11 protein-coding genes are annotated in these 11,585 nt (G+C 73.5%); 6 read left to right on the forward strand and 5 right to left on the reverse strand.

All coding sequences use genetic code 11. The features are described 5' to 3' along the window. Positions 1-42: 42 nt before the first annotated feature. On the reverse strand, positions 43-858 hold the full coding sequence (locus tag O7631_RS23385; RefSeq protein ID WP_278146181.1) for a class I SAM-dependent methyltransferase: 816 nt from the start codon (positions 856-858) through the stop codon (positions 43-45). Positions 859-1,031: 173 nt separating this feature from the next. On the opposite strand from O7631_RS23385, the gene O7631_RS23390 reads away from it, so the two are divergent. Next, positions 1,032-4,322 (forward strand): BTAD domain-containing putative transcriptional regulator, encoded by a 3,291-nt coding sequence (locus O7631_RS23390; RefSeq protein WP_278146182.1) that lies wholly within the window; start codon positions 1,032-1,034, stop codon positions 4,320-4,322. Between the two features lie 89 nt (positions 4,323-4,411). Further along, on the forward strand, positions 4,412-5,104 hold the full coding sequence (locus tag O7631_RS23395; protein ID WP_278146183.1) for a hemerythrin domain-containing protein: 693 nt from the start codon (positions 4,412-4,414) through the stop codon (positions 5,102-5,104). Positions 5,105-5,223: 119 nt separating this feature from the next. Here O7631_RS23395 and O7631_RS23400 read toward each other — a convergent pair whose 3' ends face one another. The 4 genes from O7631_RS23400 to O7631_RS23415 all read right to left on the reverse strand — a co-directional run bounded on the left by O7631_RS23400 (position 5,224) and on the right by O7631_RS23415 (position 8,283). Continuing rightward, entirely contained in the window at positions 5,224-5,832 is a 609-nt protein-coding gene (locus O7631_RS23400) for a hypothetical protein (protein ID WP_278146184.1), read from the reverse strand. A gap of 89 nt (positions 5,833-5,921) precedes the next feature. Beyond that, a complete protein-coding gene (locus O7631_RS23405; RefSeq protein WP_278146185.1) occupies positions 5,922-6,488 on the reverse strand; it encodes a dienelactone hydrolase family protein in 567 nt (188 codons plus the stop codon). Positions 6,489-6,543: 55 nt separating this feature from the next. Next, positions 6,544-7,650 (reverse strand): nucleotide disphospho-sugar-binding domain-containing protein, encoded by a 1,107-nt coding sequence (locus tag O7631_RS23410; protein ID WP_278146186.1) that lies wholly within the window; start codon positions 7,648-7,650, stop codon positions 6,544-6,546. Positions 7,651-7,833: 183 nt separating this feature from the next. Further along, positions 7,834-8,283 (reverse strand): MarR family transcriptional regulator, encoded by a 450-nt coding sequence (locus tag O7631_RS23415; RefSeq protein ID WP_278146187.1) that lies wholly within the window; start codon positions 8,281-8,283, stop codon positions 7,834-7,836. 136 nt (positions 8,284-8,419) lie between these two features. Between O7631_RS23415 and O7631_RS23420 the strand changes: the two genes are divergently transcribed. From O7631_RS23420 to crcB, 4 genes are all read left to right on the forward strand, one after another. Then, positions 8,420-9,640 (forward strand): MFS transporter, encoded by a 1,221-nt coding sequence (locus tag O7631_RS23420; RefSeq protein ID WP_278146188.1) that lies wholly within the window; start codon positions 8,420-8,422, stop codon positions 9,638-9,640. Between the two features lie 141 nt (positions 9,641-9,781). After that, the gene (locus O7631_RS23425) at positions 9,782-10,540 is read left to right on the forward strand and encodes a class I SAM-dependent methyltransferase (protein WP_278146189.1); all 759 of its coding nucleotides are present in this window, start codon (positions 9,782-9,784) and stop codon (positions 10,538-10,540) included. Positions 10,541-10,692: 152 nt separating this feature from the next. After that, a complete protein-coding gene (locus O7631_RS23430) occupies positions 10,693-11,166 on the forward strand; it encodes a CrcB family protein (RefSeq protein ID WP_278146190.1) in 474 nt (157 codons plus the stop codon). Beyond that, the gene (crcB, locus tag O7631_RS23435; protein ID WP_278146191.1) at positions 11,166-11,528 is read left to right on the forward strand and encodes a fluoride efflux transporter CrcB; all 363 of its coding nucleotides are present in this window, start codon (positions 11,166-11,168) and stop codon (positions 11,526-11,528) included. The genes O7631_RS23430 and crcB overlap by 1 nt, the downstream gene beginning before the upstream one ends. The last annotated feature ends 57 nt before the right edge of the window (positions 11,529-11,585 follow it).

Consider the following 11,585-nt stretch of genomic DNA (forward strand, 5'->3'; position numbering starts at 1 on the left):
CGTTCCTGGTCGTCGGCAGCGTCGTCGGGCAGCCGGGCGGTGTCAGGGCACTGTGGCCGAGGCCAGCAGCGCCGCCGTGGGCAGCGCGAGCAGACCGTCCGCGTCCCGGTAGGGAGCGGTCACCTCGTCGTACGCGGCCCGGATGCGGGCCAGCACGTCCGGAGGTTGGGCGACCAGCACCAGGCCGGGCTTGCTGATGCCGTTGGCGGGGCCGCTCCACCACGCCTCGGCGTCGGTGCGATGGGCCCAGGTGACCGTCTCGCAACGCACGTCGGCGAGACCGGCGGCGTCGAGCAAACCCCCGAGGCCATCCGGGGTACGGGCGAAGTCCCGGTCCGCGTCCACCGTCGGCGCGGTCGGACGGTCGACCCCGGCGGCGTCGAAGACCTTCCCCCACAGGCTCTGCGCCTCGGGCGGCGGGTCGGGCCAGATCGTCACCGCGATCCGACCGGCCGGCCGGACGACCCGGCGCAGCTCGTCGATCGCCGCACCCGGATCACCCACGTGGTTGACCACGAAGTTCGCCACGGCCGCGTCGAAGGATCCGGACGTGAACGGAAGGCGGGGCAGGGCCGCGAGTCGCACCTCCTCGGCCGACGGGACACGGCGGCGCGTCAACTCCACCATGCTCGGCTCGGCGTCGACGGCGACGACGACAGCACCACGAGCGCTCGCCAAGCCGGCCACCGTCCCGGAACCGGTGCCGGCATCGAGCACGCGGGTGCCCGTACCGACGTGTGCGGCGTCCAACAACGATGACGCCGGATGGGCGCAGAGCGCGGCGAGGCTGCTGTCGTACGCGGCGGCGCGCCCGGACCAGTGCGACCGTACGTGCTCGTCGTAGGCAGTCGTCGTCATCGCCCCACCCCGTCGACGGAGATCATGATGTCGGCGTCAGGATATCGAAGGAGGCACGTTCCGGACGGCCCCCGCACCGACGCGACACCGGGCAGGGCCCCCGGTGAGCTGGGCGTCGATTGTCCACCGGCAGCCGGTGAGCCCGTACGCAGGCGACTAGGATCGGCCCAGTCATGCTGCTACGGGTGCTCGGGCCGCTCGAGGTCGAGGTCGACACAGGCGGACCGGTCGACCTCGGTGGCCCCCGCCAACGCGCCGTGCTCGCGCTGCTGTTGGCGGCCCGAGGCGAGGTCGTCTCCGTCGGTCGGATGATCGAGGATCTCTGGCGGGGCGACCCACCGCCACGGGCGATCGCCTCCCTCCAGGCGTACGTCTCGCACCTGCGCCGCCTGTTGGAGCCGGCCCGCGAACGCCGGGCGCCGGCGCGGGTCCTGGTCACCGCCCCGCCCGGCTACGCGATCCGGGTGCCCACCGACGCCGTCGACGCCGGTCGCTTCGAGGCGCTGCTCGCCGACGCACGCGCTGTCAACGCCGCCGACCCGGGCCGGGCACGCCGGCTGCTGGGCACCGGGCTCGACCTGTGGCGCGGGCCCGCGTACGCCGAGTTCGTCGAGGAGCCGTGGGCGCAGCCGGAGGTGCTGCGGTTGGAGGAGTTGCGCCTCGCCGCCCGGGAGCTGCTGCTCGACGCGACAGTGCGCGGGGGCGACGCGGCCGAGGCGGTGCCGGAGGCGGAGGCGCTGACCCGGCAGGCGCCGCTGCGGGAGGAGAGTTGGCGGCTGCTCGCGCTGGCGTTGTGGCGTACCGGCCGGCAGGGCGACGCCCTCGCGGCGCTGCGTCGGGCCCGGGCGACGCTGGCCGACCAGCTCGGTCTGGATCCGGGCCCGGTCCTGGTGGAGCTGGAGTCCGCGATCCTGGCCCAGCGTCTCGACCTGCTCCCGCCGGTGCTCGCGACGGCGGCACGGATCGTCGCACCGCCACCGACGACCGAGGAGGTGTTCGTCGGACGGGAGGCCGAACTGGCGGCTCTCGGGCAGGCGGCCGCCACGTGCCTGGCCAGCGGGCCGCAGGTCGCGATCATCAGCGGCGAGGCCGGCGCGGGCAAGACGACGGTGGTCAGCCGGTTCCGGGAGGAACTCAGCTCGCGCGGCTGGCTGGTCACCGTCGGTCGCTGCCCGGAGGTCGAGGGCGCACCGCCGGCCTGGCCGTGGGTCGAGGCGTTGCGGCAGCTCGCCGAGGAGGCGCCGCCGGAGGGTTTCGCGTCGGCGCTCGCCCCGCTGCTCGGCGGCGGCGACGGCGAGTCGGGTGGTGACGTCGCCGCCGGCCGGTTCCGGTTGCACCATGCCGTCGGCGGGTGGTTGAACGCGACAGCGGACCGCCGGCCGGTGGCTGTCGTCCTCGACGACCTGCACGCCGCGGACGCCGAGACGCTGCTCCTGCTGAACAGCGTCACGGAGCTGACCACCGGCGCCGTGCTGTTCGTCGCGGCGATGCGACCGACGGACAACCGCGAGCGGCTCGCCGACACGATGGCCGTCCTGGCCCGTCGGTCACCCCACCGGATCCAGTTGGGGGGCCTGAGCACGGCCGAGGTCGAACGGCTGCTCGGCGCGCTGGCCCGGACCACCCTCGACTCGGACACGGTCGCCGCGCTGACCGAACGCACCGGCGGGAACCCGTTCTACGTCCGGGAGTCGGCGCGGCTGCTCGCCGCCGAGGGCACGCTCGTCGCCACCTCCGACGTGCCGGAGGGGGTACGCGACGTGTTGCGCCGCCGACTGGCCCGCCTGCCGTCGTCCGCGGTCTCGGTGCTGCGTCTCGCCGCCACGCTGGGGCGGGAGGCGGACCTACCGACACTTGTCGACGCCGCCGACGTCGACGAGGCGTCCACCCTCGAAGCCGTGGAGGTCGGACTGACCGCCGGCCTGCTCACCGAACCGGCCGCCGGGCGGGTGCGCTTCGTGCACGGCCTGGTCCGCGACACCATCTACACCGATCTGTCCCACCTACGGCGGACCCGCCTGCACGCCCGGGTCGCGGACGCCACCCGCCGACTGGCACCCGCCGACTACCCGTCGCTGGCCTACCACTACGCCCGCGCCGCGTCGGCCGACACCGCTCCGCTCGCCGTCGACTACGCCATCCGCGCCGCCGAGCTGGCCGAGCGGCGGTACGCGTACGACACCGCCATCGAGGTGCTCGGCAACGCGCTCGACGCCGCCGCGACGGTCGCCGGGGACCGGGACGCGCTGCGGGTCGACCTGCTCGGCCGGTTGTTGCGTGCCCAGGCCCGGGCCGGTGCGGTGGCCGCCGCCCGGGCGACCCGCGCCCGGGCGATCGACGTCGCCGCCGCGTCCGGTCGCGACGATCTGCTGGTCGCGGCGTTCACCGCGTGGAGCGTCCCGACACCGTGGTTGACGCACGCGTACGGCGTGGTGGACCACCGGGTCGTGGAGCTGCTCACCCGACTCCTGCGTACCGACGATCTGGACCCGGTCGCCCGCTGCCGCCTGCTCGACGCGCTGGCCACCGAGCTGGACGGCGAGGCGGACCCTCGGGGCGCGGCGTCCGGGCGGGAGGCTCTGGCGTTGTCGCGGCGACTGGGCGATCCGGAACTGCGTGCCCTCGGGCTGGCCGCGCGGGTCCGCACCATGAGCTACGAACGCGACGCGACGCACCGTCGGGAACTGGCCCTGGAGCTGCGTGACCTCGCCGACGACAACGGGCTGGTGACCTACCGCTCGGTCGCCGAACAGGTGCTCGGCCACTGCGCCGCCGCGCTCAACGAGCCGGACGAACTGCGCGCCAGCGTCGCCCGACACGGCTGGCTGGCCGGGACGTACCAGCTCAACGAGGCTCAGGTGATCCACCTGTGTGCCCTGGGCGCCCTCGCCCACGTCGCCGGTGACTTCGTCGCGGCGCGGCGACACTACGACGAGGTCGCCGTGCAGATGCGGCGGCAGGGTTCGCTGCACGCCGAGGCCTTCCACTACTTCTCCGTGGCGACCCTGCTGATCAGCCAGGGACGCATCGGCGAGCACGTGGACGCCACCCGGCGGGTACGCGAGTCGTTGGGACCGATCGTTGACGACCTGCTGGCGCTGGCGCTGATCGGGAGCGGACGGGTGGACGAGGCGCGGGCCATGCCACTCGGGAGGCACACCTACCGCCCCGACTACTTCGAGTCGGCGCTGCTCAGCGTGCGCGGGATGGTCATCGTGGCCCTGGGTCGACGGGATCTGGCCCCACCGGTGATCGACGCCCTGCTGCCGGTACGTGACCAGCTGGCCGGTTTCGCCACCACCGCCGCCGTGGTGCGTCCGGTCGCGTTGACGCTCGGGGAACTGTTCCAGCTGCTGGGGCACACCGAGGAGGCGGCGCGGCACTTCACGCTGGCGGCCGGGGTGGCCCGCCGGTGGGAGTCGCCGCACTGGCTGGCCGCGGCCACGGCGGCGCTGGCCGGCTGACGGTCGCGGTTGGTGGATTCCAAGCCGGTTCCAAGTGGCACCAAGAATGATCAACAGATCTGTGCCAGTTGATCCTCGGAAAGGTCACCGTGAACCAGAACCACCGCGAAGCCATGGCGGACGTGCGCGACATGTACATGGCCCACGCGACGTTCCGTCGCGAGTTCACCCTGCTGCCGCAGCTCGTCCGCGACGTCACACCGGGTGACGTCCAGCGGGCGGAGATCGTCGGCGCCCACGCCGAACTGCTCTGCCACCTGCTGCACGTGCACCACGAGGGCGAGGATCTGCTGCTGTGGCCGCGGCTCGTCGAGCGCGGCGGGGAGGCGGCCGCGGCCATCGTGCCCACCATGGAGAAGCAGCACCACGCCATCGAGGAGGCCCACACGGCGGTGGTCGCCCTGCTGCCCGCCTGGCGTCGTACCGGTCTCGGCGGTGACCAGCTCGCTGACGCGTTCGAGCACCTGCGCGTCGCGCTGATCGAGCACATGGCCATGGAGGAGGCCGAGATCCTGCCCCTGGCAGCCCGGTACGTCACCGCCCGAGAGTGGATGCAACTCGGCGAGCACGGCATGAGCCAGTCCCCAAAGAAGCAGCTGCCGCTGGCCTTCGGCCTCGCCATGTACGAGGGCGACCCGGAGGTGATCAAGGCGGTGCTGGCGCACGCCCCGCTGCCGGCCCGGCTGCTCATGCCGATCATCGGACCCCGGCTGTTCGCCAGCCACGCCAAGCGGGTGCACGGCACCGCCACTCCCCCACGCATCGGCGCCGGGGCCCGCTGAGCGCGGTCAACGACCGACCCGTCAGGCCCGGCGATCCGACCCGACGTCGGGCCTGCCGGGCTCGGGTACCCCGTGGGGGCGGCGCTGTCGCAGATCGCGCGGGAGCCCGGCCCCGGGCCTCATCGTTGCGGTGGGATCGCGGCCTCGTCGCCCACCGGGACGGCCGTCCCGGCGAGGGCGTCGCGGTCCAGACGGCCGCCTGCCCCGGCACGGGCGCGCGACGGTCGCCACCGGGATGTGGGCGCGCGCAGGAGGGGATGGGCCTGCGGTACGCCGGCGCGAATCTGTTGCCGGAGCAGGTGGAGCGTCGGCCACCACTCGGGGTGACTCGCCACCACCTCGTCGAGGATCGGGCTCTGCCGCAGCATCTCGGCCGGCCAGTGATGCCACGAGTGGGCGAAGTCGAAGGCGGGCAGCAGCGAGGCCATCTGAAGATTGCACTCGAGCACGTCGCCGAGGAGTTCCGCGAAGATCAACACCCTCGGCCGCTCCGCGTCGTCCGGCGCGCAGGGCTTCCCGTCGAAGAAGTACGGCCGCGCCGACGGGTCCTGGAGCAGGCGTTCGTGCCAGGAACGGATGAGGTTGTTGACCTCGACGAGCGCGGTGGCCGAGCCGATGCCGTTGTTGATCCGGCTCTGCCTCGCCACCTCTCGGGTCTGCAGCGCGGAGAAGCACAGCGATATCGCGACCAGCATCAGACCGATGACGTTCAGGACCGTCTCGTTCACGCCTGTGCCCTTCGAGGAGGGGAGCCTGTCCTCAGGCTAGGCAGGCGCGGCAACCATCGACGGTCGTGGTGCTCCGCGGGCCTTGATGCTCACCGGGTGGCCAGGAACTCCAGCACGCGCGGCCAGGTCGTCGCGCTGGCATCGGGCGAATACTCACCGGCTTCCGGGTCGGTGAACAGATGACCCACGCCGGGGTACTGGAAGACCGTCAGGTCGGCTCCGGCGTCGGTCATCGCCTGCTGCCACTCGTCGACCTCGTCCGGGGTGTCGTACGGGTCGGGGTCGGCGATGTGCAGCTGCACCGGCAACCCGGGCCGGACCGCGTCCGGCGCGCCGCCGGTGCCGTGCAGCAGGAGCAGCCCGCCCGCGTGGGGTCGCTCGGCCAGCAGCGCCCCGGCCACGCCGGCGCCCATCGAGAAGCCGGCGAGAACCGTCTCGGGTGGCAGGTCGTCGAGCGCGTTCCGGGCCCGGTCGAGCACCACCTCGTGACCGACCTTGTCGAGCAGCGCGAATCCCTCCTCGACGGTGTCGGCGCTCGGAACGCCGTACAGGTCAGGGGTGCTGACCTGGTGCCCGGCGGCGCGCAACCGGTCGGCGGCGGCGCGCACGGCGGGCCGCAGCCCGTACACGGAGTGGAACAGCACGACGTGTCGCATCACGTCATCCTGCCGCAACCGGCCGAGCAACAAGGGTGGCCACGCGGGGCGGCGGTCAGACCAACGCCGCCAGCCGCGCGACGAGGTCGGCCGGCGGCGGCATCGCGGCGATCTCCCGGCTGACCTGACCGGCGGCGGTACGCAGGGCGTCGTCGGTGAGCAGGCGGGTCAGCGCCTGCGCGGTGATGTCCCGGGGGCGCAGCGCCAGACCGGCGCCGCGGCGGGCGACCAGCTCGGCGTTGTGCCGCCGGTCCCCCGGACCGGTGGTGGCGAGCTGGGGCAGACCTGCGGCGAGGGCGCCGAAGACGCTGCCCGCCCCACCGTGGTGGACCAGCGCGGCGCTCGCCGGCAGCGCCGCGTCGAGCGGGATCCAGTCGACCACCCGCACGTTGCCGGGCAGCGAACGGGCCGACCGCTCGTCGGGTCGGACCAGCACGATCTCGGCGTCCACCTGGGCGGCGGCGGCCACCACGGCGGGCATCGGCCCTCGGTCGCCGGGGCCGGTCAGGGTGCTGCGGGTGACCAGGATCCGCCGACGCTCGCCCGGCTCGCGCAGCCAGGCCGGCAGCTCGCCGCCGCCGATGTAGGAGTCGTACCGCATCGGCCAACCGGCCTGGGTGGTGACGCTGGGAGGCGCCACGGCGAGGGCGGCGGCAGGTGGCGGTAGTTCGGTCAGACCGTGCCGGCGCAGTGCGGCGCCGAGCCGGGCGGTGGTCGCGCGGACCAGGTCGCGGCCGTCGAAGAGGGCGTTCTCCTGGCGTACGGCCGGCACGTCGAGGCGAGCGGCGGCCACCGCGCCGGCGACCGCGAACGGCTCGTACAGCACCAGGTCCGGCCGCCAGCGGGCGGCCAGTGCGACCACCGGATCGGTGAGCTGGTCGTTGAGCGCGCCGAAGAGCAGGCCGGCGCCCCGGGTGCCGGCGGTGCCGGCCAGTTCGGCGCGGGCGATCAGCGGGTGGCGGGGAAAGACGCGCAGCGCGATCCGGCCGAAGTCGAAGCCCGGTGCGATGTCGTGGACGGCCAGCCCGGCGTCGGCGGCGGCCAGACCATCGCCGCCGGTGGCCAGCAGCACGTCGTGGCCGGCGTCGCGCAGCGCGACCGCGAGCGGCACCAACGGGAAGACGTGCCCGACGAGAGGGGCGGAGACCACCAGCACGCGCATGGGCCGCATCCTATGTCTTCACCGCCGTCGAGGCGGGCCCTCGCACGCACACCTGAGCGGGCCGGCACCGCTCCACAGGGGACATCGCCGAACCGTCGCGGTCGCCGTCCGTCAGACCGCCGCCGGTCGTTGGTCGACGATACGGCGCATCTTGCCCATCGACCGCTGCACCGCGTCCGGCGGTCAGCGGGCGGCGGGCAGCCGGTGCAGGGCGTCGACCAGCGGGGCCAGCTCGGGGGTGGCCTCGGCCTCGGCGAGCGCGTCGCCGAGCACCCGGTCGTGGGTGGGCCGGGCCTGGCCGAGCAGCTCGGAGCCGGCCGGGGTCAGTTCGGTGTAGATGCCGCGCCGGTCGTCGGCGCAGAGGATGCGGGTGAGCAGGCCGCGTTGCTCCAGGCGGGTGACCAGTCGGGTGGTGGCGCTGCCGGAGAGCGCGGCGGCGCGGGCGAGCTGACTCATCCGCATGTGCCAACCGTGCTGGCGCGAGAGCGCGTCGAGGACCGTGTATTCGACGACGGACAGCTCGTGACCGGCCTGCAACGCCCGCTCCAGGGAAGCCTCGATCAGCCCGTGCAGGGCGGCGAGGGTGCGCCAACCCTGCGCGCGGATCTCGACGGCGTCGTCGGCGATGCCCATGCGGCCCTCCTCGGGTGTGATCTGGACGGCCCCAGGCTACCACGCTTGCGCTGACATAAAGCGCGTGCAAGTATTTCGTTGCTGACGCGTGTAGTTGCACGCGCCGTTTATCTGACCCCTCCCCGATGGGAAGACCATGTCCGTACGCCAACAGTCCCTGCCGCCCGGCCTGATCGCGCTGGCCATCGGCGCCTTCGGCATCGGGCTCACCGAATTCGTGATCATGGGCCTGCTGCCCGAGGTGGCCGCCGACTTCGCGGTCACCGAGCCGGTGGCCGGCTGGCTGATCTCCGGCTACGCGCTCAGCGTGGCCGTCGGCGGGGTGGCCCTCACCGCGGCGGTCACCCGACTGCCCCGCAAGCCGGTGCTGCTCGGCCTGATGGTGCTCTTCATCATCGGCAACCTGCTCTCCGCCGTCGCCGGCGACTACGCCGTGATGATGGCCGGCCGGATCGTCGCCGCCCTCTGCCACGGCGCGTTCTTCGGCATCGGCGCCGTGGTGGCCGCCGGCCTGGTCGCACCGGCCCGCCGGGCGGGCGCCATCGCCATGATGTTCGCCGGCCTGACCATCGCGAACGTCCTCGGCGTCCCCTTCGGCACCTTCCTGGGGCAGCACTTCGGCTGGCGATCGACGTTCTGGGCGATCACCGCGATCGGCGTCGTCGCGCTGATCGGGCTGGCCCTGCTCATCCCGGGTCGCGACACCGCCAGCGCCGACCGCCCGGCCGCCGGGCTACGTGGTGAGCTGCGCGCCTTCACCCACTCGCAGGTCTGGCTCTCCCTGGTGATCACGGTCCTGGGCTTCGGCGGCATGTTCGGCGCGTTCACCTACATCGCCTACACGCTGACCGAGGTCAGCGGCTTCGCCAGCAGCACGGTGCCGTGGCTGCTCGTCCTCTTCGGAGTGGGACTCTTCGCCGGCAACCTGCTCGGTGGCCGGGCCGCCGACCGGTCCCTGTCGCGCACCCTGGTCACCGTCCTGGCGGTGCTCACCGTCGTGCTCGTCGGTTTCGCGCTGACCGCGACGAGCCCGGTGTTGACCATCGTCTCGCTGGTGCTGATGGGCGGGTTCGGCTTCGCCACGGTGCCGCCGTTGCAGATGCGGATCATGCACTACGCGCACCAGGCACCGACCCTGGCGTCCGGCGCGAACATCGCCGCGTTCAACCTCGGCAACGCGCTGGGCGCTTGGATCGGCGGGGTGACCATCGCCGCCGGGCTCGGCTACACCTCGCCGATCTGGGCCGGCGCCGCGCTCACACTGGCCGGGCTGGGCGTCCTCCTCGGGGCGCTGCGCCTGGCCCACCGCAGCGAGCCGGCGACGACCGGAGCGGACCTGGTCGACACGGCGGCCTGAACCACCGACAGGAGTACGCCGGGCCGGGCGGATGCCCGACCCGGCGCCACTCTGATCATCGCCCCGCCATTATCTCGCAATTGCAAGTTATGTGCAACAAGGTCTGGACAACGCCAACGAGCCGTAACTAGCCTTCCCTCCATGAGTCCTTACATCACGGATCCGTGGGCGTGGCAGGAGAGCTGGGACCGCCAGCAGGAGGCGTTCATGCCGGACCGGGAACACCGGTTCACCGCCATGCTCGACACCGTCGACGCGATCCTCGACGGTCGGCCACCGCGCGTGCTCGACCTGGCCGGTGGCACCGGCAGCATCTCGCTGCGCACACTGGCGCGCTTCCCCGACGCCGAGGCGACACTGCTGGACCTCGACCCGGCGCTGCTCGCCATCGCCCGCGCCTCACTGGGTGACCGGGCCACCATCGTCACGGCCGACCTCGGCACCCCGGACTGGCGCTCCGCGCTCCCCCACCGCGAGTACGACGCCGTGCTCACCGCCACCGCTCTGCACTGGGTGCCGGCCGACCGACTCGGCCAGCTCTACGCCGAACTGCGCGACGTGCTGCGACCGGGCGGTGTCTTCGTCAACGCCGACCACATGCCGGACGACGGCCTGCCGGAGCTGACCAAGCGCCTGATGGACCGGGCCCGGACCCGGCGCAACGCCCGGTACGCGGCCGGCACGATGCTGTCCTGGTCGGACTGGTGGGACCGGGCCGGCGCGGACCCGGCGCTGTCCCCGTTGGTGGGCCAGCGACAGGACATCTACCCGACGGGGCACAGCCCGGAGTGGAGCCCACCGGTCTCCTGGCACCTCGCCGCGCTCACCGCCGCCGGATTCGGCGAGGTCGGCACCGTGTGGCGGGGCGGCCCGGACGCCGCCGTCGCAGCAGTCCGCTGACACCACCGCCACCTGGGCACCGTCGCCGCGCAGCCCGCTGACGCCACTGGTGGGTGGCAGCGCACTCGGGCCGCCGGTGGTGGCAGCGCACTCCGGCCACCGGTGGCGGCAGCGCACTCGGGCCGCCGGTGGCGGCACTACGCTGGTGACCCGTGGCAGAGCCGCTGGACCCGCGTACCGACCCCGACGTCGACCTCCGGGTCCCCGCCGACCGGGGTGAGCTGACCGCGCGCCCCGCGACGGTCCTGGCCGCCATCGCGGTCGGCGGGGTGCTCGGCGCGCTGGCCCGGGCCGGCCTGCAGCACGTCGCACCGCACCCGCCCACGGGGTTTGCGTGGGCGACCTTCGGCATCAACACGTCCGGGTGTCTGCTGATCGGTGTGCTGATGGCGGTGCTCGGGCACCTCGACGGCGGGCATCCCCTGGCTCGCCCGTTCCTCGGGGTCGGGGTGCTCGGCGGGTTCACCACGTTCTCCACCTATGCGGTCGACGTCCAGCAGGCGCTGGTCGCGGGCGCTCCGGGCACCGCGCTGGTCTACCTGGCCGCGACGCTGCTCGGGGCGCTCGCCGCGGTGGGTCTGGGCGACGCCGTGACCACCCGGGCGCTGCGACGGAGGACGGCCTGATGACCGTCCTGCTCATCGCCCTGGGCGCGGCCGTCGGCGCTCCGTTGCGCTACCTCACCGACCGGGCCGTGCAGTCCCGGCACGACTCGGCGTTCCCCTGGGGCACGCTGACCGTCAACGTGATCGGGTCGCTGCTGCTCGGCGCGCTCGTCGGGTGGCCGGTCGGCCCGGCGGTCACCGCGGCGCTCGGCACCGGGTTCTGCGGCGCGCTGACCACCTACTCCACCTTCAGCTACGAGACGCTGCGACTCGTCCGGGGCGGCAACCGACTCCTCGCGATCACCTACGTGCTGGGCAGCGTCACGGCCGGGCTCGTCGCGGCCACCGCCGGCTACGCCCTGGCCCGCGCTCTGTCGAACTGACCTGACCATCGCTCCGGTGACCAGGAGCCGAGCGAGAACGTCCTGAGGGTATATACG

The organism is Micromonospora sp. WMMD967, from assembly GCF_029626165.1.
GTDB classification, from domain to species: domain Bacteria; phylum Actinomycetota; class Actinomycetes; order Mycobacteriales; family Micromonosporaceae; genus Micromonospora; species Micromonospora taraxaci.

Excerpts from the sequence above, each read along its gene's own strand:
- O7631_RS23390 (WP_278146182.1), top strand. The coding sequence starts at position 1,032 with ATGCTGCTACGGGTGCTCGGGCCGCTCGAGGTCGAGGTCGACACAGGC.
- O7631_RS23415 (WP_278146187.1), bottom strand. The coding sequence starts at position 8,283 with ATGGGCATCGCCGACGACGCCGTCGAGATCCGCGCGCAGGGTTGGCGC.
- O7631_RS23385 (WP_278146181.1), bottom strand. The coding sequence starts at position 858 with ATGACGACGACTGCCTACGACGAGCACGTACGGTCGCACTGGTCCGGG.
- O7631_RS23425 (WP_278146189.1), top strand. The coding sequence starts at position 9,782 with ATGAGTCCTTACATCACGGATCCGTGGGCGTGGCAGGAGAGCTGGGAC.
- O7631_RS23410 (WP_278146186.1), bottom strand. The coding sequence starts at position 7,650 with ATGCGCGTGCTGGTGGTCTCCGCCCCTCTCGTCGGGCACGTCTTCCCG.
- crcB (WP_278146191.1), top strand. The coding sequence starts at position 11,166 with ATGACCGTCCTGCTCATCGCCCTGGGCGCGGCCGTCGGCGCTCCGTTG.
- O7631_RS23420 (WP_278146188.1), top strand. The coding sequence starts at position 8,420 with ATGTCCGTACGCCAACAGTCCCTGCCGCCCGGCCTGATCGCGCTGGCC.
- O7631_RS23405 (WP_278146185.1), bottom strand. The coding sequence starts at position 6,488 with ATGCGACACGTCGTGCTGTTCCACTCCGTGTACGGGCTGCGGCCCGCC.